This is a genomic window from Rhizobium phaseoli, from assembly GCF_001664385.1.
In the GTDB taxonomy this organism is placed as follows: Bacteria; Pseudomonadota; Alphaproteobacteria; order Rhizobiales; family Rhizobiaceae; genus Rhizobium; species Rhizobium phaseoli.
The window spans coordinates 3,621,412-3,642,500 of sequence record NZ_CP013532.1; the positions used below are offsets into that span (position 1 = coordinate 3,621,412).

At 60.0% G+C, this 21,089-nt stretch carries 17 protein-coding genes, 1 tRNA gene and 2 rRNA genes; 14 read left to right on the top strand and 6 right to left on the bottom strand.

The window, feature by feature from the left end; translation table 11 throughout:
• The first annotated feature begins 214 nt into the window (after positions 1-214).
• The 14 genes from AMC88_RS17470 (at position 215) to nuoG (ending at position 14,609) form a co-directional block, all read left to right on the top strand.
• Positions 215-715 (top strand): NADH-quinone oxidoreductase subunit J, encoded by a 501-nt coding sequence (locus AMC88_RS17470; RefSeq protein WP_012485031.1) that lies wholly within the window; start codon positions 215-217, stop codon positions 713-715.
• On the top strand, positions 715-1,017 hold the full coding sequence (gene nuoK / locus AMC88_RS17475) for an NADH-quinone oxidoreductase subunit NuoK (protein ID WP_016733970.1): 303 nt from the start codon (positions 715-717) through the stop codon (positions 1,015-1,017). The genes AMC88_RS17470 and nuoK overlap by 1 nt, the downstream gene beginning before the upstream one ends.
• 4 nt (positions 1,018-1,021) lie before the next feature.
• Positions 1,022-2,485 carry a monovalent cation/H+ antiporter subunit D family protein gene (locus AMC88_RS17480; RefSeq protein ID WP_064825565.1) on the top strand — a complete coding sequence of 488 codons (1,464 nt, stop codon included), beginning with the start codon at positions 1,022-1,024 and terminating at the stop codon, positions 2,483-2,485.
• Positions 2,482-2,736, top strand: coding sequence for a hypothetical protein (locus AMC88_RS17485; RefSeq protein WP_010023076.1), 255 nt, complete (start codon positions 2,482-2,484; stop codon positions 2,734-2,736). The genes AMC88_RS17480 and AMC88_RS17485 overlap by 4 nt, the downstream gene beginning before the upstream one ends.
• Positions 2,729-4,489, top strand: a complete 1,761-nt coding sequence (locus AMC88_RS17490) for a Na(+)/H(+) antiporter subunit D (protein WP_064825566.1) — start codon at positions 2,729-2,731, stop codon at positions 4,487-4,489. Before AMC88_RS17485 ends, AMC88_RS17490 begins: the two co-directional genes overlap by 8 nt.
• An 8-nt stretch (positions 4,490-4,497) precedes the next feature.
• Complete coding sequence (locus tag AMC88_RS17495) at positions 4,498-5,973, top strand: NADH-quinone oxidoreductase subunit M (protein ID WP_064825567.1); 1,476 nt, start codon at positions 4,498-4,500, stop codon at positions 5,971-5,973.
• Entirely contained in the window at positions 5,970-7,409 is a 1,440-nt protein-coding gene (locus AMC88_RS17500) for an NADH-quinone oxidoreductase subunit N (protein ID WP_012485037.1), read from the top strand. The genes AMC88_RS17495 and AMC88_RS17500 overlap by 4 nt, the downstream gene beginning before the upstream one ends.
• A gap of 155 nt (positions 7,410-7,564) precedes the next feature.
• Entirely contained in the window at positions 7,565-7,930 is a 366-nt protein-coding gene (locus AMC88_RS17505; protein ID WP_004675794.1) for an NADH-quinone oxidoreductase subunit A, read from the top strand.
• Complete coding sequence (locus AMC88_RS17510) at positions 7,918-8,421, top strand: NuoB/complex I 20 kDa subunit family protein (protein WP_012485038.1); 504 nt, start codon at positions 7,918-7,920, stop codon at positions 8,419-8,421. The genes AMC88_RS17505 and AMC88_RS17510 overlap by 13 nt, the downstream gene beginning before the upstream one ends.
• Positions 8,418-8,981 carry an NADH-quinone oxidoreductase subunit C gene (locus AMC88_RS17515; RefSeq protein ID WP_064825568.1) on the top strand — a complete coding sequence of 188 codons (564 nt, stop codon included), beginning with the start codon at positions 8,418-8,420 and terminating at the stop codon, positions 8,979-8,981. The genes AMC88_RS17510 and AMC88_RS17515 overlap by 4 nt, the downstream gene beginning before the upstream one ends.
• 1 nt (position 8,982) lies before the next feature.
• The gene (gene nuoD / locus AMC88_RS17520; protein ID WP_012485040.1) at positions 8,983-10,197 is read left to right on the top strand and encodes an NADH dehydrogenase (quinone) subunit D; all 1,215 of its coding nucleotides are present in this window, start codon (positions 8,983-8,985) and stop codon (positions 10,195-10,197) included.
• A 17-nt stretch (positions 10,198-10,214) separates the two neighbouring features.
• Entirely contained in the window at positions 10,215-10,724 is a 510-nt protein-coding gene (gene nuoE, locus AMC88_RS17525) for an NADH-quinone oxidoreductase subunit NuoE (protein ID WP_041683932.1), read from the top strand.
• A gap of 4 nt (positions 10,725-10,728) precedes the next feature.
• Positions 10,729-11,994 carry an NADH-quinone oxidoreductase subunit NuoF gene (gene nuoF / locus AMC88_RS17530; protein ID WP_064825569.1) on the top strand — a complete coding sequence of 422 codons (1,266 nt, stop codon included), beginning with the start codon at positions 10,729-10,731 and terminating at the stop codon, positions 11,992-11,994.
• Between the two features lie 32 nt (positions 11,995-12,026).
• Entirely contained in the window at positions 12,027-14,609 is a 2,583-nt protein-coding gene (nuoG, locus tag AMC88_RS17535) for an NADH-quinone oxidoreductase subunit NuoG (protein WP_064825570.1), read from the top strand.
• Between the two features lie 72 nt (positions 14,610-14,681).
• Here nuoG and AMC88_RS17540 read toward each other — a convergent pair whose 3' ends face one another.
• From AMC88_RS17540 to AMC88_RS17565, 6 genes are all read right to left on the bottom strand, one after another.
• Positions 14,682-15,122 carry a CBS domain-containing protein gene (locus AMC88_RS17540; RefSeq protein ID WP_004675803.1) on the bottom strand — a complete coding sequence of 147 codons (441 nt, stop codon included), beginning with the start codon at positions 15,120-15,122 and terminating at the stop codon, positions 14,682-14,684.
• A gap of 45 nt (positions 15,123-15,167) precedes the next feature.
• Positions 15,168-15,734 (bottom strand): NADH-quinone oxidoreductase subunit I, encoded by a 567-nt coding sequence (locus tag AMC88_RS17545; RefSeq protein ID WP_012485044.1) that lies wholly within the window; start codon positions 15,732-15,734, stop codon positions 15,168-15,170.
• Between the two features lie 10 nt (positions 15,735-15,744).
• Positions 15,745-16,746, bottom strand: coding sequence for an NADH-quinone oxidoreductase subunit NuoH (gene nuoH, locus AMC88_RS17550; RefSeq protein WP_064825571.1), 1,002 nt, complete (start codon positions 16,744-16,746; stop codon positions 15,745-15,747).
• A gap of 507 nt (positions 16,747-17,253) precedes the next feature.
• Positions 17,254-17,330, bottom strand: a tRNA-Met gene (locus AMC88_RS17555).
• 97 nt (positions 17,331-17,427) lie between these two features.
• Positions 17,428-17,542: ribosomal RNA gene (rrf, locus tag AMC88_RS17560) — 5S ribosomal RNA — on the bottom strand.
• Between the two features lie 186 nt (positions 17,543-17,728).
• A 23S ribosomal RNA gene (locus AMC88_RS17565) occupies positions 17,729-20,607 on the bottom strand.
• Positions 20,608-21,089: the final 482 nt, after the last annotated feature.

Consider the following 21,089-nt stretch of genomic DNA (forward strand, 5'->3'; position numbering starts at 1 on the left):
CCACGGAGACTTGCAATTTCGGGCGAGTATCCGGTGTTATTTGGAAGTAATTCTCACTACGCCGTAACCAAACTCGGTACGGACAGACTCGACAATAACCTTGTGAAAAATCCGATACTAGGGCACAATTTGTGAACGCATCTGAAGTTGCGGCGTAATCTCAAAACCGGCCGTCTCGCGCCGAGTGACAGTTCGCGCCGGAGGGTCGGCGTCGATGGATCAGGGGTTCTTTCTTCTGTTCTCTGCGGTGTCCGTGATCACCGCCCTGACGGTGGTCCTGGCGCGGAATCCGGTTCACAGCGCATTGGCGCTGATGGCGTGTTTCCTCAATATCTCGGCCATTTTCGTCTTGCTCGAGGCGCCGTTCCTCGCGGTCATCCAGATCTTTGTCTATGTCGGCGCGATCATGGTCCTGTTCCTGTTCGTGATCATGATGATCGATGTGCGCGAAGCGGTGTTGCAGCGGTTCTTGCCAGGCGGCAACCTGCCGGCTCTGGTGCTGGTCGTTCTGCTTGGGGTCGAGATGCTGGTGCTGGTGCTCTGGAGTGACCGTTTTTCGGTCATCGAACCGGTCGCCATGCGCGGCGGCGATCAGATCAGGCAGCTCAGCACGACGCTTTTCGCCGACTATCTCCTGCCGTTTGAAATCGCCTCCGTGATCCTTTTGGCGGCCCTGGTCGGCGCCATCGTGCTGGCGCGGAAGGAGCAGGAGTGATGGTTCCGCTCTGGTGGTTTATTGTGCTCGGAGTGGTCCTGTTCGTGATCGGAGCAGCGGGCGTACTGCTCAGGCGCAATATTCTGGTGGTGCTCATGTCGCTGGAACTTTTGCTCAACTCGGTCAACATCAACTTCATCGCTTTCGGGCATTACTACGATGATTTCCGCGGGCAGATCTTCGCGATCTTCGTCATCGCAATCACCGCGGCGGAGGTCGCCGTCGCCCTCGGTATCCTGGTCGCCCTTGTGAGGAACAAGTCCACCCTCAAGGTCGACGACGTGACCATGATGAAAGGATAGCGGTTTGGACCCGGTGATATCGATCCGGCCGCTGCTTGCCGTTGCCGTCGCAGGTCTGGCGGCCCTTGCGATTCTCCTTCTGAACAACCGCGAGAAACTCCGCGATGTCGTCTCGCCGTTGGCCGCGATCGCCATGTTCGCGATTGTCGCCTCGATGGCGCCCACCGTGCTGGCGGGCGGGACGATCGAGTTACGCCTGTTCGAGATCCTGCCGGGGATTGACTTCGCTTTCCGGGTCGATGCGCTCGGCATGGTGTTTGCCACCATCTCGTCGCTGCTGTGGATCGTGGCTGCGATCTATTCCATCGGCTACATGCGGCACTTGAACGAGCACGCGCAGACCCGGTTCTTCGCCTGCTTTGCCAGCAGTCTGGCGGCCGCCGCCGGGGGTGCCTTCGCCGCCAATCTGTTTACACTGGTGATCTTCTACGAGGTGCTCAGTCTTGTTACCTATCCCCTCGTCTACCACCACGAGGACGAGCAAGGTTGGACGGGCAGCCGCAAGTATCTCGTCTATCTGATGGGCGCGTCGAAAAGCGTGCTGCTCGCCGCGCTTGCGCTGACCTACCACATTGCGGGGTCGCTCGACTTTGTGACGGGCGGGCTGCTGGCGAGAGCCGATGCCTCCGCGCTGCTGCTGACGGTCGTTTATTTCTGCTATCTCTTTGGCTTCGCCAAGGCCGCGGTGATGCCGATGCACGCCTGGCTGCCTGCCGCGATGGTGGCCCCGACACCGGTCAGCGCGCTGCTGCATGCGGTGGCCGTGGTGAAGATGGGCGTATTCTGCGTACTGCGAGTAGTTTTCCATGTCTTCGGCATCGAGCTGGTGGGGAAGCTGGGCCTCGGTATCGCCACGGCCTATCTGGTTTCGTTCACGATCGTCATGGCGTCGGTCTACGCCCTCACGCGGGACGACCTGAAGGCGAGGCTCGCCTATTCGACCGTCAGCCAACTCTCCTACATCGTGCTGGGCGCGGTTCTGTTGTCGCCGGTCGCGATGGTCGGCGGAATCATTCACATCGCGGCGCATGCCTTCTCCAAAATCACGCTCTTTTTCTGCGCCGGTTCAATCTATTGCGCATCCGGCAAGCGCAACATCAGCGATATGGCTGGGATCGGCCGCAGGCTGCCCTGGACGATGGGGGCATTTTTCGTGGGTTCGCTCAGCATGATCGGGGTGCCACCGACCGCGGGCTTCGTCAGCAAGTGGTATCTGGCACGGGGTTCGGTGGAGGCGGGGGAAATCCCGTTCCTGATCGTGCTCCTCATAAGTTCGGTCCTGAACGCCGCCTATTTTCTGCCAATCAGCTATCTCGCCTTTTTCGGGACTGAGACACAGGAGAGCCCCGCGACGGTTCGGGAAATTCCGATGGTCACGATCCCGCTGGTCGCGACCGCCATCCTGTCGGTGCTGATGGGTATCTTCCCCGGCTATTTTCTTACCTTGGCGGACGGAGTGGTCAGATGATCAAGCGCGTGGTCGACTTCTTTGGTGCCGAAGAAAATGCGCATCAGCGACGCCGTCTGTTCTATCTCGTGCTCGTTCTTATCGTCATCGCCGACTTTCTGGTTCCCCGCGAACACACCGAATACCTGTGGGACCGCCTGCCGGGCTGGTCGGCCGTCTACGGCTTCGGCTCCTGCGTGCTGCTGATCTTCGTTTCCAAGTTTCTCGGCCATCGGGCTGGGTTGATGCGGCGCGAGGACTACTATGACTGACTTCATCCATCCGGCCCTGCTCTTCATTCTCGGCGCTCTGCCGATCCCATTCCTCGCAGGATCGATCCGCAAGGCTTATCTGCTGCTGATCCCGGCGCTGGCGATCCTCGCCGTGGTTATGATGCAGCCGGGCAACTACGGCGCGGCGTCGTTCCTCGGGCAGCAAATCCAGGTCGCGAAGGTCGACAAGCTGAGCAGCGTCTTCGCCACGGTTTTTACCATCATGGCTCTGATTGGAACGGTCTACGCGCTGCACTTGCCTCGCCCCGGCCAGCACGTCGCTGCGTTCGTCTACGTCGGCAGCGCGCTCGGCGTCGTCTTCGCCGGCGACTACCTGACGCTGTACCTGTTCTGGGAAGGCATGGCGTTTGCCTCCGCCTATCTGGTCTTCGCACAGGGCGGCCGGCAAGCGATCAGCGCCGGGTTACGGTATCTCCTAGTCCATATCACCGGCGGCGTCGTCCTGCTTGGCGGCATCACTCTCTACGGGCTTTCAACAGGCTCGCTGCTCTTCGGTCCGATCGAGGGTGGGATGGGCGCCGGCGCCTACCTGATCCTTGCCGGGTTCCTTCTGAACGCCGCCGTGCCGCCGCTCAACGCCTGGCTGACTGACGCTTACCCTGAGGCAACCGTCACCGGGGCGGTATTCATGAGCGCCTTCACCACCAAGACCGCCGTTTATGTGCTGGCGCGCGCGTTTCCGGGAACCGAGCTTCTCGTTTGGCTCGGCACCGCGATGGCGCTTTATGGCGTCATCTATGCAGTACTGGAGAACGACTGCCGGCGCCTGTTGGCCTATCACATCGTCAGCCAGGTGGGGTATATGGTGGCGGGCATCGGTATCGGGACCGAGATGGCCGTCAACGGCGCTACCAGCCATGCCTTCGCACATATCCTCTACAAGGCGCTTCTTTTCATGGGTGCCGGGGCGGTGATCTACGTCACCGGCCGTCGCAAGCTCACCGAGCTCGGCGGGCTCTACAAGACCATGCCGTTGACCGTGGCGCTCTACATGGTCGGCGCCTTCGCGATCTCGGCATTTCCCTTCTTCTCGGGCTTCGTCACCAAATCGATGGTGATCGCCGCTGCCGGACAGGATCATCGGGCCTTGGTGGTGCTGGCGCTGACAATGGCATCGTCGGGGACCTTCCTGCACACGGGGCTGAAGCTGCCGTATTACATGTTTTTCGGCACCGACCGGAAACTGGAGGCGCGGGAGCCGCCGCGCAACATGCTGGTCGCGATGGGAATGGCGGCGGTTCTTTGCATTGCGATCGGCGTGTTTCCGCAGCCGCTTTATGCGCTTCTGCCCTATCCGGTCGACTTCGAACCTTACACTGGCCTCCATGTCACGGAGAGCCTCGGCGTGCTGATGTTCACTGCCTTCGGGTTCGTGCTGTTCCTGCGGGCGCTCGACCCGGAGAACACCATCAGCATCGACACCGACTGGTTCTATCGCAAGGGCGCGCGGGTCTTCACGTGGTTCGCCGAACGGCCGCTGGCGCGCTACGAGAAGGCGGTGAGCGAGGTGACCGAAACTGCGGCGCTGCCGCTGCTGTATGGGGCGGCACGGGCGGGACTGCGGATCGATCTCACCGGGGTGGATGCTGTCGTGAACGGCGTTGCCCGCTCGATCCTACGCGGCGGCGGGCGGCTTCGGCGACTGCAAACCGGCATCGTGACCCATTACGTGCTGGCGATGATCGTCGGTGTGATCGCGGCCACCGCCATCTTCGCCGTGGCGTGGCGGTAGGGGGTCCCATGGGGTTACCGCTGCTCAGCCTGATCGTATTCACACCCGCCGCCGGGGCAGCGGTTCTGATGTTTTTGCGCAGCGACGCTGCGGTGCGGTGGATGGCGCTGGGCGTCACCGTCCTCGACCTCGCTCTCTGCATCGCCATGCTAGCCGGTTTTGACACCACGACCCACGCGATGCAGTTCACCGAGACACGCCCGTGGGTTCCTGCGCTCGGGATCACCTATGCGCTCGGCATCGACGGAATCAGTGCGCTCTTCGTTTTCTTGACCGCGCTGCTGGGCTCGACCTGCGTGCTCGCCTCATGGGTCGCGATCGACCGCAAGGTGAAGGAATTCATGGTCAGTCTGTTGGCCATGGAGGCGCTGATGCTGGGAGTGTTCTGCGCCCTCGACCTGTTCTTGTTTTACGTCTTCTGGGAAGCGATGCTGATCCCGATGTACCTGATCATCGGCATCTGGGGCGGCGACGGCCGGGTCTATGCGGCTTTCAAGTTCTTCCTTTACACGCTGGCAGGCAGCGTCCTGTTCCTGGTCGGCGTCATCGTGCTCTATTTCAACGGCGGCGAGACCTTCGACATTCTCGCTCTGACAGCACAGGATTTGCCGTTCCGGGTCCAGTCGTGGCTGTTCTTCGCTTTCTTGGTCGCCTTCGCGGTCAAAGTGCCGATGGTGCCGGTCCACACCTGGCTGCCGGACGCCCATGTGCAGGCGCCGACAGCGGGCAGCATCATCCTCGCCGGAGTGCTGCTGAAGATGGGCGCCTACGGCTTCCTGCGGTTCTCGCTGCCGATGCTGCCCGATGCGTCAGTGTATTATTCGACCCTGATGCTGTCGCTTTCGGCCCTTGCGATCGTCTATGGCGGGTTGCTTGCGCTAGCACAGGACGACCTCAAGAAGCTGGTGGCCTATTCCAGCATCAGCCACATGGGCTTCGTGACGATGGGGATTTTCGCGCTGAACCTCCGCGGGCTCGAGGGCGGGATCCTGCAAATGTTCAATCATGGCGTGACGACGGGCGCGTTGTTCCTGTTCGTCGGCCTGATCTACGAGCGGACCCACACCCGCAGCATCGCCGATTATGGCGGGCTGATGAAGGCAGCACCCGTCTGCACCACGTTTCTCGCCTTGTTCATCCTGTCGTCGATGGCGCTGCCGGGAACGAATTCGTTCGTGGGCGAGCTGCTCGTGCTGTCCGGCGGGTTTGCGGCCAACCTCGCCGTTGGCGCGGCCGCCGTTTTGGGCGCATTGCTGGGCGCGGCCTATCTGCTCGGCATGTATGGGAAAGTCGCGCTTGGTCCGGCGAGCGTCAACGCCCGGTTCAAGATACGAGATGTAAACGCCCGCGAGATCGCTGCGATCCTGCCGCTGACCGTCTTCGTGCTCTGGGTCGGGCTCTATCCAAAACCCTTTCTCAACATCATCGATGCCTCGGCGAAACATTTGCTGGCGCAGGTGCACGGTGAGGAGAGCGGCCAATGACCGCCACTGCGCTTCTCCAGTCGGTCCTTGCGAGCCTGCCCGAGATCGTGGTGGTCACGGGGGCCTGCATCCTGCTGATTCTGGGACAGTTTATGCAAGAGAGACAGGAACATTTCCTTGTCTCGGCTTCCGTTGCCATCGTGCTGATTGCCGCCTTGGCGACACTCATGCTGGCGGGCGAAGTGCGGCCGGCCTACACGGGCATGTTCGTCGCCGACCGCTTCGCGGTCTTCTTTAAGTTCGTGTTCTATTTAGCCACCGTTCTGACATTCCTCCTCTCGCGAAAATATGCGGCTATCGAAGGGATCGGCAGCAGCGAATACTATGTTCTGCTGCTCTTCGCGCTTTCGGGAATGATGATCATGGCGTCGGCCACCGATCTCATGTCGATCTATGTGGGTCTCGAACTGGTGGTGCTCTGTACCTATGTGCTGACCGGCTTCCTGCGGCGAGAGCGGCGGTCGAACGAAGCGGCGCTGAAATATGTGATCCTCGGCGCGGTCTCGACCGGGATTTTCCTTTACGGCGTTTCGCTGGTTTACGGGCTGACCGGCACCACGCAACTGGACGCGATGGCTGCAGCGGTGAACGGCGATCCGCTCGATCCCGGATTGCTGCTGGCGGTAGTCTTCATTGTCGCGGGGCTGGTCTTCAAGGTCGGCGCGGTGCCGTTCCATATGTGGGTTCCGGATGTCTACGAAGGCGCGCCGACGACGATCACCGCCTTCATGTCGGTCGGCCCCAAGGCGGCGGGGTTCGCGGTCATCCTGCGGGTGTTCCTCAACCCTCTGGTCGCAGCCTCGGACGTCTGGATCATCGTCGCGGTCATTGCGGTGGTGACGATGGCGCTCGGGAGTTTCGTGGCGCTTGTGCAGGACAATTTCAAGCGACTGTTGGCCTATTCCAGCATCGCTCATGCGGGGTTCGCCATTTTCGGCGTGGTAGCCGGCGGTGCTGACGGGATCGCCAGCGTGATGCTCTATCTGCTGATCTACTCGTTCATGAATCTCGGCATTTTTGGCATCGTCACCATGATGCGGAACGGCGACTTCTCGGGCGAGGTTATCGAAGATTACGCAGGTTTCGCCAAGGCGCATCCGGGGCTCGCGCTTTTGATGCTGCTCTATCTGTTCTCGCTGGCCGGCATTCCGCCCACGGCCGGGTTCTTCGCCAAGTTCTACGTCCTGGTTGCGCTCGTCGAGCGAGGTTTCGTGATGCTCGCGGTGATCGCAGTGCTGTTGAGTGCTGTTGCCGCCTACTTTTACATCCGCATCGTCATGGTGATCTACATGCGCGAGCCGGAAAGGACGTTCGATCCGGCGCTGACACCCCTGGTGCGCGCCACGCTCGCCTTCACCGCCGCCGGCACCATCGGCATCGGCCTATTTCCGTCGTGGTTTCTGAGGCTTGCCCAACATTCTGTGTTCGGCGGCTGATCAATTGAATTTGCAATGCTCCGCTCGACGGAATAAACTTGCCCTTCAGGAAAGGATTGCCCAAGTCGCTTCCCGGGCGACCGCATTACTGGTCCCAAAACGGGGTCGGTCGCGGCGCAAGCGAAGCCATCGCTGGGTGACCGGTGCAGTGCGATATGACTGCAATGGAATTCTTGCCGGTTCTGGTAATGGTCGCCGGAGTTGTTCTGGTGGCGGGAGCGACGCTTTTTGTCTCCTCGCTCCTGCGTCCGTCCAATCCCTATCCCGAAAAGAACATGCCGTATGAATGCGGCATGGACGCCGCGGGTGAGGCCGCCGCGGGGCGCTTCAGAGTGCCGTTCTTTATCCTCGCGATCCTGCTCGTCGTCTTCGATGTCGAGACGATGTTCCTCTTTCCCTGGGCCGTCGTCCTGAAAGACATCGGGCTGGTCGGCTATGTCGAGATGTTCGTCTTCATATTGCTGCTTCTTGTAGGTTTCGCCTACGCCTGGCTGAAGGGAGCGCTGGAATGGGAACAGTAAACAACGCGATCCGCGACAGCGTGCTGTTCACCACGGCCGACAGTATCATCAATTGGAGCCGAAGCTCGGCGCTGTGGCCTGAAACCTTCGGCATTGCCTGCTGCGCCATCGAAATGATCTCGGCCGGTTGCGCCCGCTATGATCTCGACCGCTTCGGCGTGGTGTTCCGCCCTTCGCCGCGCCAGTCCGACGTCATGATCATCGCCGGCACCGTGACCCGGAAATTCGCGCCCGTCGTGCGGCGGCTTTATGACCAGATGCCGGAACCGCGCTGGGTGATCGCCATGGGCACCTGCGCCATCTCGGGTGGCGTCTACAACACCTACGCCGTGGTGCAGGGGTCGGAAACCTTCGTGCCCGTCGATGTGCATGTGCCCGGCTGTCCGCCGCGGCCCGAGGCGCTGATGCACGGCTTCCTCCTGCTTCAAGAAAAGATCAAGCGGTCCCGGGCGCTCGCCGGAACACCTCTGGATCGGGTTATAGCGTCATGAGTGTGGAGCCGTCCCTCAATCGCGCTCCAATCATGGAGCGCTTCGGAGACACAATCGAGGACCTCGGCACTGCGCACGGTATCGACGTCTTTGCCGTTCCGCCCGAGCGGATCGTCGAATTCTGCCGGTTCCTGAAAGAGCATCCGGCCATGCAATTCAATTTCCTCTCGGACATTTGCGGGGTCGATCATTATCCCGAAACGCTGCGGTTCGAGGCGGTCTACCATCTCTATTCGCTGCCCAACCGGTGGCGGGTCCGCATCAAGTGCCGCCTTGGCGATCCTCCTGAAGTGCCTTCGGTCACGGGAGTCTGGCGCACCGCCAACTGGCACGAGCGTGAGGCCTGGGACATGTATGGCATCCGGTTCGCGGGACATCCAGATCTGCGCCGGATCTATATGTGGGAAGGCTTCGAGGGCTTTCCCCAGCGCAAGGATTTCCCCCTCAGGGGCTATAAGGACAAGTTGAACCCCTTCGGTGCCGAAGGTCCGCCGCCAACGCAGCCCGACCTTGCCACCAGGGACATTCCGCAAGGGAGGCCGTCTACGCCGGAAAGTTGAGATGACAGAAGTCACCGAGCTCAGCAGGCCTGAAGGCGAAGCCCTCAATACAAGGGAAGTGCTTCTCAACCTCGGTCCGCAGCACCCCAGCACCCATGGGGTTCTTCGGCTTGTCCTCGAACTGGACGGCGAGTTCGTCGAGCGCGTCGATCCGCATATCGGCTACCTCCATCGCGGCACCGAAAAACTGGCGGAGAGCTTCACCTATACCCAGATTTTCCCGCTGACGGACCGGCTCGACTATCTCTGTCCGCCTTCGAACAACCTCGCCTTCGCGCTGGCGGTGGAGAAACTCCTCGGCATAGAAGCACCGATCCGGGCGCAATATATCCGCGTGATGATGGCCGAGCTGGCACGGATCTCCGGTCACCTCCTGATCACGGGCGCTTTGCCGATGGATCTCGGCGCCATGACCGCGCTGCTTTACGTCATGCGCGAACGTGAAATGATCATGGACCTCCTGGAAATGATCACTGGTGCGCGCATGCACACCTCCTTCTGCCGGGTCGGCGGCGTGCGCGAGGATCTGCCTGACGGATTCTTCCCCAAGATCCGGGAATTTTGCGACATCTTCCCGAACCGGATCCGCGACTATGAGCGACTGCTCGAAGATAACCGGGTGTTTCTCAATCGCACGAAGGGGATCGGCGTGATCTCCGCCGAGGATGCAGTCGACCTCGGCCTCAGCGGCCCGAACCTGCGTGCTTCCGGTGTCGACTGGGACATCCGCCGCGATGAGCCCTACGAGATCTACGACCGGCTCGATTTCAACGTCATCACCCGTGACGAGGGCGATTGCTATGCACGCTGGCGATGCCGCGTCGACGAGATGCGCGAAAGCATTGGGATCATCAAACAATGCATCGACCAGATGCCTGAAGGGCCATTCCAGATCGACATGCCGACAATTGCCTTCCCGTTGGACAAGGATCGGGTGCACTGCTCGATGGAGGCGCTGATCCAGCATTTCGACCTGTCGGCCTACGGCTTCAAGGTGCCGAAGGGCGAGGTCTATTCGGCGATAGAGGCGCCAAAGGGCGAACTTGGCTTTTACATCATCAGTGACGGCTCGCCAAAACCGTTCCGCATGAAGGTGCGGGCACCTTCGTTCGTCAATCTTCAGGCCCTCTTCGGGGTCACCAACGCCCGCTATCTGGCGGACATGATCGCCGTGCTCGGCAGCCTAGACCCCGTGATGGCGGAGGTGGACAAGTAGCAGAGGATTTGGACGAGATGACCATGCGCGAAAAGATCGAAGAGGCGGCGGCGCGGTATCCCGACCAGCGCTCGGCGATCATGCCCGCGCTTCGGATCGCGCAGACGGAGCATGGCCATCTGCCTGGTCCGGTGCTGGAGGAGGTCGCCAACATTCTCGGAGTCGAGCGGATCTGGGTCTACGAGCTGGCGACCTTCTATACGCTCTTCCATACCGAACCGGTGGGCATGTTCCATCTGCAGCTTTGCGACAACGTCTCCTGCATGCTGTGCAGATCCGAGGACCTGCTGAGGCATCTGGAGGAGGTCCTCGGGATCAAGGAGGGCGAAACCACTCCAGACCGGCTGTTCACGCTTTCGACCGTCGAATGCCTCGGCGCCTGCGAGATGGCTCCAGTGATGCAGGTCGGCGACGACTATCACGGCGACCTCGATATCGCGCGAATCGACGCGCTTCTCGCCAGGTTGCGAACGGAGGCGGGGCAAGCGGCCGGCGCCGATCTCGCCTCAGCAGCACCGGGAGAATAGCGTCATGTTCGAACCGATCCTCCTCAAGAATGTCGATGTTCGGGGTGGGCATCTGCTCTCCACCTTCGAGGCCGGCGGAGGCTACCAGGCTTTGGCCAAGGTGCTGCGCGAAAACACGCCTGACGAGGTTATCGACCTCGTCAAACGGTCCAACCTGCGCGGTCGCGGCGGTGCCGGATTCCCGACGGGCATGAAATGGGGTTTCGTGCCGAAGCGGACCGGCAAGCCGACATATCTGTGCTGCAACGCCGATGAGGGCGAGCCGGGCACCTTCAAGGACCGGATCATCATGGAGCGCGACCCGCATCAACTGATCGAGGGGTTGGCGGTCAGTGCATACGCGATTGGGGCCGAAACCGCCTATGTCTACATTCGCGGAGAATATGTGACAGCGATACGTCGTCTGGAGCAGGCGATCGCCGAGGCCCACGCAAAGGGTTATCTCGGAAAGCGCATTCTGGGCTCGGATTTCAATTTCGCCGTACACATCCACTGCGGCGCCGGCGCCTATATCTGCGGCGAAGAGACTGCGATGCTCGAGTCGCTCGAGGGCAAACGGGCGCAGCCGCGATTGAAGCCGCCATTTCCGGCCGTGGCCGGGCTCTACGCCAGCCCGACAGTGATCAACAATGTCGAGACGCTCGCTTGCGTACCACATATCGTCATGCGGGGGGCGGACTGGTTTCGAGGCATCGGCCCGGAAAAGAGCCCCGGCCCGAAGCTCTACTGCCTCAGTGGGCAGGTGCGCAAACCCGGCCTCTATGAGTTGCCGATGGGCATAGCGCTGCGCGAACTGGTCGAGAACCACGCCGGCGGCGTGCTGCCGGGACGCAGAATCAAGGCGGTGATCCCGGGCGGGGTCTCAGCGCCTGTTATACCGGAGCACGGGCTGGAGGTCGGGATGGATTTCGACTCGCTGGCTGCCGCCGGCTCGATGCTCGGTTCGGCCGGCGTTATCGTGATCGACGACTCGACCTGCATGGTCAAGGTCGCGACGCGGATCATCGAATTCTTCCATCATGAGTCCTGCGGCAAATGCACGCCATGCAGGGAAGGATTGAACTGGGTCGTGAAGGTCCTGCGCCGGATCGAGGCCGGGGATGGCGCACCTGGCGATCTGGAGCAGCTGGACATGCTTTGCAAGGGCATTTTCGGCAACACGTTTTGTGCTTTGGGCGACGGGGCGGCGATGGGGTTGCGGGCGGCACTCGCGCATTTTCGCGCTGAGTTCGTTGCCCATATTGAGGACCACCGGTGCCCCTTTCACTGAAGGCCTGCACCGCGGCCGGACTGCGAGGAAGTATGGTTAGCATTACGATCGATGGACGAACGCTGGACGTTGAGGCTGGCTCGACGGTGCTGCAGGCCGCCCGGCGTTTGGGCATCGATATCCCAACCTTCTGCTATCTGAAGCGTCTGCCGCCGCTGGCCTCCTGCCGCATGTGCCTGGTGGAGATCGAGGGCCAGCGGCGGCTGCAGCCGTCCTGCGCCACAGCCGTTACCGAGGGTATGGTGGTGCGGGCGAGCACGCCTCTGATCGAGGAAACGCGCGCTTCCATGCTCGACATGCTGCTCGCCAACCACCCCCTCGACTGCCCGATCTGCGACAAGGGCGGCGAATGCGAGCTTCAGAACATGGTGATGGCCTACGGGCCCCGCGAGAGCCGATTCCGCGATGACAAGCGTGTGTTCCACTCCGAGGACATCCGCCTGAGCCCGGTCATCATCATGAACGTCAACCGCTGCATCCAGTGCCAACGCTGTGTCCGGATGTGCGAGGAGGTCGTTGGCGCGGTCGCCTTGGGCACCATCGAAAAAGGTATGGATACCGCCGTCACCGGCTTCGAGGGCAGTCTCGCAAGCTGCGACCAGTGCGGCAATTGCGTCGAGGTCTGCCCGGTTGGCGCGCTGATGAGCTTCCCCTATCGCTACAAAGCGCGGCCCTGGGATCTCACCGAGACCGACACGGTCTGCCCGCATTGTGGCACCGGTTGTCGGTTGACGGTGGGCACGCGCAAGGGCGAGTTCATGCGGGTGCGCTCAAAGTGGGACGAGGGGCTTAACCGCGAAGTGCTCTGCGTTCGGGGACGCTTCGGCCTCGATTTCGTCGCGAGCCGGGACCGGATCAAGCGACCGATGATCCGTCGTGATGGCGCCCTGGTTCCGGTTTCCTGGGATGAGGTTGGGGACTATCTGCGCAGGCGGCTGTCGGCCGTCGAGGGCAAGGCTGTCGCCGGGCTGGCCTCGCCGCGCCTACCCAACGAGATACTCTATCAATTTCAGAAGCTGATGCGGACGGCATTTCGGACCAACAGCATTGATTGCTCGTCACGCTGGTCCACGCCCTTCGATACGCTCGGCCCGCTAATGGCAGCCTTCAACAGCCGCGCACCGCTGGACGAAGTGATCGGCAACGACTGCGTGCTCGTCGTCGGCGGCAACGTCACCGAGGAGAACCCGGTCACCGAATACCTGCTGCGGGATGGCGTGCGGCGGCGGCAGACAAGATTGCTCATGCTCTCGGCGCGGCCATCCCGTCTGGACGCCGATGCCAGGGTGGTGGTTCGCGTGCCGCCGGGCGGAGAAGCGGCGAGCCTCGCGGCAGTGGTGGCCGGTCTCGTAGCGACAGTTGGTGAGGCCTTGCCGGGCAACGTTCTTGCGGGCATCGGCGCGACAATCGGCAGGCCGTCGGCGGAAACCGGCATTGACGGGCCGGATCGTCTGGCCGCGGCACTCAAGGAAGGCCGCAGCGTCACCGTGCTTGTCAGCGTCGACCTCCTCAGATCACCCGAAGCGCGCGCGACGCTGCAGCAGATCAATAACCTGCTGCACGTTCTCCAGCTGCTCGGCAAGGGCCTAGCGATGCAGTTCCTCTTCGACCGTGCCAACCAGATGGGCGCCTGGGACATGGGAGTACTGCCGACGGCGCTGCCGGGGCTGCGGGCGGTCGCCGACGACGACGTGGTGCGCACAGCGCTTTCGCGGAACTGGGGCGCCGAAATCCCGTCTGAACCCGGCGCGGATCTCGACGCCATTCTGGAGCTCTGCGTCGGCGGGCGAATGGGCGCTCTCTACATCGTTGGAACTGACCCTCTGATCGCCTATCCCGACCGGGATTTCGTGACGCGGGCGCTTGGCGCCACCGATCTCCTGATCGTGCAGGACGCCTTCCTCACGGATACAGCGGGTCTTGCCGAGGTCGTCCTGCCCGCGGCGGGTTATGGCGAGGAAACCGGCACGTTCACCAACAACGAGGGCCGCATCCAGAAGGTCCGCAAATTCCGCGAACCCGCCTTCGAGGCGCGGAGCAATCTGGCGATCTTCGACTTCGTCGCGGCGCTTCGCAACCAGGCATTGCGGCCGTCGACACCGGGCGAAATTTTCGACGAGATTGCACGGCTGGTTCCGGCCTATCAGGGATTGACTCAGGACGGACTTGGCGCCGACGGCGCATTCACCCAGGCGGTGCCGACAGCACCGGCGGCCAGGTTCTTCGCGCCGCCGCCCGTCCCGGCAGCAGCCGACCGGCTCATGCTGATCACCGGCGACTGCCTGTTCCACAACGGGTATCTTTCCGAACGGTCGGACATCCTGAACACGGTCGCCAATGATCCCTATGTCGCGATGAGCGCGCAGGATACCGCACAGCTTGGCCTTTCGGATGGCGATCAGGTCATTGTGCGTTCCGCCCAGGGCAAACTGACGGCGCAGCTCAGGGTCGACGGGCGGTTCCCCGAGGGCCTCGTCTTCGTTCCGGAAAACTATAGAGCCTTGCGTCTCAACGGCTTAATGCGGCGAGGGGAATACCCATGCCCGGTGGAGGTCCAGAAGGTGCATGCCACCCTGGAGGTCGACCGCACGAGCCGGATCTGGCGTGGGGTCTGAAGATTTGGGGTCGGGGCGCCGTGCCTCCCGCAAGCTGCCCTGCCCCAGAGTCCTCACATCAAGCTGGCGACGTCAGTGATACCGGGTCCCGCAGATGTAATCCTGCAGATCCTGCTCTGTGCGCTGCGCTTCGTCGAGCCTATGTTTAACCACGTCGCCGATACTGACTACGCCGACAACATCGCCCCCATCCATGACCAGCACATGGCGCGTACGCCGCTGGGTCATGATCCCCATCACGACCGGTAGCAAATCCCGAGTCGAACAGGTCGCCACATTGCGGTTCATGACATCCGCGACCCGCATCATCGCCGCCTCGGCCCCGTATTCTGCCACCGCATTGCAGCAATCCCGCTCCGATAGCGAACCCAGGTATTCGTCGTTCGATTGGCTGACCACGACGAAGCCGATATTGTTGTCGCGAAACAGCCTCAAGACTTCCACCATCGTCTGATCGGGAGCGACCGCGATGACACCGACCCCCTTGTTCTTCATAATTTCGCCGACAAGCATCTGAGCCTCCTGTCTGCGCGCTCCGGCTTCACGGATGGCGCGCGTTCACGTTCGCCGGATATTCCGCCACCAGTTGTAGCCCTGCATCTCTTTCGTCTCGACGAGCACGTCCTTCTTTGTATTCAGGTGTGCGGTAACCACGCCGCCGCCGGTTGCCGCCTTGCCCGGCTTGGCGAGCAGGTCGTCGCGCCCGATCACCAAGTCGGCTGAGGAAAAACTCGAAAATTCGTACTGCTGGCCAAGCGCGATTGCATCCGCTGGGCAGGCGTCCTCGCACAGCCCGCAGAACAGGCAGCGAGCCGTGTCGATCTCGAATTTGGCCGGGTGCCGGTTGCCCTTCTCGTCCTCGTAGGGGACGACTTCGATACAGTCGCAGGGACAGATCCGCGCGCAGAGTTCGCAGGCCACGCATTTGATCTCGCCCTCTTCGTCACGCTTCAGGAAGTGATGCCCGCGGTAGCGCGAATAGGGCAACCATTTTTCCCTGTCCGGGTACTGCATGGTCACTGGTCTGGCAAACATGTAGCCGAGGGTCAGAGTCAAGGCATTCGCCAGATCGGCGAAAAACGTCCAGCCGATCCATGTCCCAATTCTATCTTGTGCGCGCGACATCGCCGCCTCGCTACGGAGCCGCTGCGGCTCCTAAAAGTACGCCAGTGATAATTATGTTCGCCATCGAAAGAGGAAGCAAGACTTTCCATCCGATTGCCATCAGTTGGTCGTAGCGATAGCGGGGGAAAGTGAAGCGGAACCATATAAACAAATAGACGAAGAATGCGACCTTGAGCAGAAACCAGAGGAGCGGTGGCATGGGGACCAATACGTCGTTCCAGCCGCCAAAGAACAGGATCACCAACAAGACCGACACCAGCAATACGATGACATATTCGCTAACCATGAAGAATGCGAAGCGGATACCGCTGTATTCGGTATGGAACCCGGCCCCCAGATCGCCTTCCGCTTCCGCCAGATCGAAGGGAATGCGCTGCGCTTCGGCCAGTCCGGCGACGAAGAACACGAAGAAGCCGACCGGTTGGTAGACGATATTCCAGACATCGGTTTGGGCCCGCACGATGTCCAGCAGGCTCATGGATTGCGCCAGCATGACCACCCCGATCACCGCGAACCCCATCGGAATCTCGTAGCTGATCATCTGCGCGCAGGTCCTGAGGCTGCCGAGGACCGCGTATTTGCTGTTAGCGGCCCAGCCGCCGAAGATGACGCCGAAGACCTCGATCCCGATCACCGCGAAGACGAAAAGGAGCGCCACGTTCATGTTGGAGACGTAGAGCGTGATCTCGGTGCCGCGCACCGAGATAGTTTCGCCGAAGGGGATTGCGACGAACACCACAAAAGGCGGAGCAAGCGCCAGGATCGGCGCCAGTTTGAACAGGAACCGGTCGGCCTCGGCCGGGATGTGATCCTCTTTGGTTAAGAGCTTGATTCCGTCCGCCACCGGCTGCAGGAGCCCATGCCATCCCACGCGCATCGGCCCCATCCGCTGCTGCATATGCCCGGCGATCTTGCGTTCCAGCCAGGTCAGCGGCAAGGGCAACAGCAGCAAGATCGCAATCAGCAACGCGACCTTGAAAACGATCAGGCCAAAGGCGACGATAAGTTCCATGATCCGCGGCTACTTATTCATCGGGTTGAAACGCACAACCGGACTTTGGCTCCGGCTATACGCTGAGCACTTGTACCCCTTGTCAGGCTACATGGTATAACGGCGACGCACCTCTTACAATGCCATTACAGTTATGTCGTCGCTGGCGATGATGTGTCCGAGTGACATTCGAGACGACTGGTTCAATGCGTACGTCTCTGTATTGCGCCACTTCGGGACGAAAAGGTGGTTGTTGCGAACCATCTGAAGCTGATCATTGCCGGCACCTATCTGGCCTTCCTCGACAAGATGAAGTCCTCGTGCCGGCGATTTGCTCAGACGTGCTTTGGAAGCAAAAAAGCCCGCGTGATGCGGGCTTTGGGCAGCTATGGAGATTTGGTTGCGGGGGCAGGATTTGTAGTTTTCTGTCCCGCTTCGTCGGCTTTGCCTCCTTGCGGGCCCCTGAAGAGGCGCTAAATCCTCGACTCGTTACCAAACAAAAAACCCGCACGAGGCGGGTTATTTGTTTGGTTGCGGGGGCAGGATTTGAACCTGCGGCCTTCAGGTTATGAGCCTGACGAGCTACCGGGCTGCTCCACCCCGCGGGATATTGTAACACGAAAGGCCGCTTTGTGGGCGGCCTTTTGACGGCGAATGCCGTTGTTTGTGCAGAGAAGATTTTGAAGAAGTTGCGTTTTGCAGACCTGGCAGCGACCTACTCTCCCGCGTCTTAAGACGAAGTACCATGGGCGCAGGGGCGTTTCACGGCCGTGTTCGGAAAGGGAACGGGTGCAGCCACCCCGCCATAACCACCAGGTCGGCAAAGCGCAACTTATTGATTTGAGAAGCTGGCGCAGGCCGAAGGCCTGCTTGTCTAAACACGTCAAAGGCTCAAACCGGACAAACACTAGCGTGTTTGCCGGGCCCGTCGCAAAGGCTGACGCCTTTGCTCTGTCGGGACGAATGCTTTGCATTCGCCCTGAGATGAGCACAGTCAATGAGAACGATCAAGCCGATCGAGCTATTAGTACCGGTAAGCTTCATGCGTTGCCGCACTTCCACACCCGGCCTATCAACGTGGTCGTCTTCCACGGCTCTGATAGGGAACACTCGTTTTCAGGTGGGTTTCCCGCTTAGATGCCTTCAGCGGTTATCCCGTCCATATATAGCTACCCTGCTATGCCCTTGGCAGGACAACAGGTCCACCAGAGATATGTCCATCCCGGTCCTCTCGTACTAGGGACAGATCCTGTCAATATTCCTACACCCACGGCAGATAGGGACCGAACTGTCTCACGACGTTCTGAACCCAGCTCACGTACCGCTTTAATTGGCGAACAGCCAAACCCTTGGGACCTGCTCCAGCCCCAGGATGCGATGAGCCGACATCGAGGTGCCAAACAACCCCGTCGATATGGACTCTTGGGGGTCATCAGCCTGTTATCCCCGGCGTACCTTTTATCCGTTGAGCGATGGCCCTTCCACGCGGGACCACCGGATCACTATGACCGACTTTCGTCTCTGCTCGACTTGTCAGTCTCGCAGTCAGGCGGGCTTATGCCATTGCACTCGACGACCGATTTCCGACCGGTCTGAGCCCACCATCGCGCGCCTCCGTTACTCTTTCGGAGGCGACCGCCCCAGTCAAACTACCCACCATACACTGTCCCGGACCCGGATGACGGGCCGCGGTTAGACATCCATGACGATAAGGGTGGTATTTCAAGGATGGCTCCACGGAAACTGGCGTCCCCGCTTCAAAGCCTACCACCTATCCTACACATGCCGACACGAATGCCAGTGTAAAGCTATAGTAAAGGTGCACGGGGTCTTTCCGTCTGACCGCAGGAACCCCGCATCTTCACGGGGAATTCAATTTCACTGAGTCTATGTTGGAGACAGCGGGGAAGTCGTTACGCCATTCGTGCAGGTCGGAACTTACCCGACAAGGAATTTCGCTACCTTAGGACCGTTATAGTTACGGCCGCCGTTTACTGGGGCTTCGATTCAAAGCTTGCACCTCTCCTCTTAACCTTCCAGCACCGGGCAGGCGTCAGACCCTATACGTCGTCTTGCGACTTCGCAGAGCCCTGTGTTTTTGATAAACAGTCGCTACCCCCTGGTCTGTGCCACCCCATCATAGTTGCCTAAAATGGGGTCACGCTTCTTCCGAAGTTACGCGTGCAATTTGCCGAGTTCCTTCAACATAGTTCTCTCAAGCGCCTTGGTATACTCTACCTGACCACCTGTGTCGGTTTCGGGTACGGTCTATACGGTGGAGCTATTTCCTGGAACCGCTCCGCTGCCCTGATAATCCAATAAACCAGAACAACTTGTGCAATCCGTCACTACCACCAGGCCCACGAATATTAACGTGGTTCCCATCGACTACGCGTGTCCGCCTCGTCTTAGGGGCCGGCTAACCCTGCTCAGATTAACTTTAAGCAGGAACCCTTGGTCTTTCGGCGAGAGGGTCTCTCACCCTCTTTATCGTTACTCATGTCAACATTCGCACTTCCGATACCTCCAGGAGCCCTCACGGGTCTCCCTTCATCAGCTTACGGAACGCTCCGCTACCACGTGTATTGCTACACATCCTCAGCTTCGGTGCATGGCTTCAGCCCCGTTACATTTTCGGCGCAAAGACCCTTATTTAGACCAGTGAGCTGTTACGCTTTCTTTAAATGATGGCTGCTTCTAAGCCAACATCCTGGTTGTTTTGGGATCCTCACATCCTTTCCCACTTAGCCATGACTTGGGGACCTTAGCTGGAGGTTAGGGTTGTTGCCCTTTTCACGACGGACGTTAGCACCCGCCGTGTGTCTGCCGAGTAGTACTCCCCGGTATTCGGAGTTTGGTTAGGATCAGTAAGACGGTGAGTCCCCATAGCCCATCCAGTGCTCTACCCCCGGGGGTATTCGCTCGACGCTCTACCTAAATAGATTTCGCGGAGAACCAGCTATTTCCGAGTTTGATTGGCCTTTCACCCCTAGCCACAAGTCATCCCAATCTATTGCAACAGATGCGGGTTCGGTCCTCCAGTTGGTGTTACCCAACCTTCAACCTGCTCATGGCTAGATCACTCGGTTTCGGGTCTAATGCAACAAACTATATCGCCCTATTCAGACTCGCTTTCGCTGCGCCTACACCTACCGGCTTAAGCTTGCTTGTTACACTAAGTCGTTGACCCATTATACAAAAGGTACGCCGTCAGGGTTGCCCCCTCCGACTGTTTGTAGGCATCCGGTTTCAGGTTCTATTTCACTCCCCTTGTCGGGGTGCTTTTCACCTTTCCCTCACGGTACTTGTTCGCTATCGGTCATGCACGAGTACTTAGGCTTGGAGAGTGGTCTCCCCATGTTCAGACAGGATTTCTCGTGTCCCGCCCTACTCTAGGACAATCGTGATATCTACGCGTACGGGGCTGTCACCCACTACGGCCGCACTTTCCAGAGCGTTCCACTTTAATCACAATTGCCACTGGCCTGGTCCGCGTTCGCTCGCCACTACTTGCGGAGTCTCGGTTGATGTCCTTTCCTGCAGGTACTTAGATGTTTCAGTTCCCTGCGTTCGCTTCTTACACCCTATTTTATTCAGGTGCAGATACCTTATAACAATACCTAGAAACCTGTTTTGTCCTCACGGCCGAAGGCCTGCGGACGGCGCGCCGGACGACCGGCGACGCGCTTTGCGCTACGAAGGAAGTCCCTCGCAACCAAAGCAACAAAACAGATTTTCTAGGTATTTAAGGTGGGTTGCCCCATTCGGAGATCCATGGATCAAAGCTCATTCGCAGCTCCCCACGGCTTTTCGCAGCGTATCACGTCCTTCATCGCCTGTGCATGCCAAGGCATCCACCAAATGCCCTTACGACACTTAATCGTTCTCATTGCCAATGCTCATCATCTCGCCGCCATCCCAAAGGAACGGCAACAGACCGGGTTACCTTTTACAACCCAGCCAATCCAACAATGCCATCGACGTGTTCGACCTGAGCACTTTATTGGAGCTACGCCGAGCAGCTCGCTTGTGTCAGGTCTTAAGACCAGCTTCTCGAGATATGATCCGATACCGCGCGGTCAGGCAACGGTAATCCGATCGTTCATCAGACGAGGCCCGAAAGCCACGAACAATAAACGATCCAGAGCGACAAGCTTCCGACCTACCTCCAGCCCCTCCACCATCTCCGGCCGGCTAGGCCATCCATGGTTTCACAAGAACTGGGCTCGGACGTTTTGGGCCAAAACCCACAACACCTGGAAGCCTCCAGATCAATCTTCTCTTCACAATGTATGCAGAACAGGCATCAGGCAAAAAGCCGATGCAAACTTTTATTTTCTTCTAAGAAGACAACTTTGCCGCCG

Coding starts and splice junctions, on each gene's coding strand:
- AMC88_RS17510 (WP_012485038.1), top strand. CDS start 7,918: ATGGGAACAGTAAACAACGCGATCCGCGACAGCGTGCTGTTCACCACG.
- AMC88_RS17545 (WP_012485044.1), bottom strand. CDS start 15,734: ATGTCGCGCGCACAAGATAGAATTGGGACATGGATCGGCTGGACGTTT.
- AMC88_RS17515 (WP_064825568.1), top strand. CDS start 8,418: ATGAGTGTGGAGCCGTCCCTCAATCGCGCTCCAATCATGGAGCGCTTC.
- AMC88_RS17470 (WP_012485031.1), top strand. CDS start 215: ATGGATCAGGGGTTCTTTCTTCTGTTCTCTGCGGTGTCCGTGATCACC.
- AMC88_RS17495 (WP_064825567.1), top strand. CDS start 4,498: ATGGGGTTACCGCTGCTCAGCCTGATCGTATTCACACCCGCCGCCGGG.
- AMC88_RS17500 (WP_012485037.1), top strand. CDS start 5,970: ATGACCGCCACTGCGCTTCTCCAGTCGGTCCTTGCGAGCCTGCCCGAG.
- nuoF (WP_064825569.1), top strand. CDS start 10,729: ATGTTCGAACCGATCCTCCTCAAGAATGTCGATGTTCGGGGTGGGCAT.
- AMC88_RS17505 (WP_004675794.1), top strand. CDS start 7,565: ATGACTGCAATGGAATTCTTGCCGGTTCTGGTAATGGTCGCCGGAGTT.
- AMC88_RS17485 (WP_010023076.1), top strand. CDS start 2,482: ATGATCAAGCGCGTGGTCGACTTCTTTGGTGCCGAAGAAAATGCGCAT.
- nuoG (WP_064825570.1), top strand. CDS start 12,027: ATGGTTAGCATTACGATCGATGGACGAACGCTGGACGTTGAGGCTGGC.
- nuoD (WP_012485040.1), top strand. CDS start 8,983: ATGACAGAAGTCACCGAGCTCAGCAGGCCTGAAGGCGAAGCCCTCAAT.
- nuoK (WP_016733970.1), top strand. CDS start 715: ATGGTTCCGCTCTGGTGGTTTATTGTGCTCGGAGTGGTCCTGTTCGTG.
- nuoE (WP_041683932.1), top strand. CDS start 10,215: ATGACCATGCGCGAAAAGATCGAAGAGGCGGCGGCGCGGTATCCCGAC.
- nuoH (WP_064825571.1), bottom strand. CDS start 16,746: ATGGAACTTATCGTCGCCTTTGGCCTGATCGTTTTCAAGGTCGCGTTG.
- AMC88_RS17540 (WP_004675803.1), bottom strand. CDS start 15,122: ATGCTTGTCGGCGAAATTATGAAGAACAAGGGGGTCGGTGTCATCGCG.
- AMC88_RS17490 (WP_064825566.1), top strand. CDS start 2,729: ATGACTGACTTCATCCATCCGGCCCTGCTCTTCATTCTCGGCGCTCTG.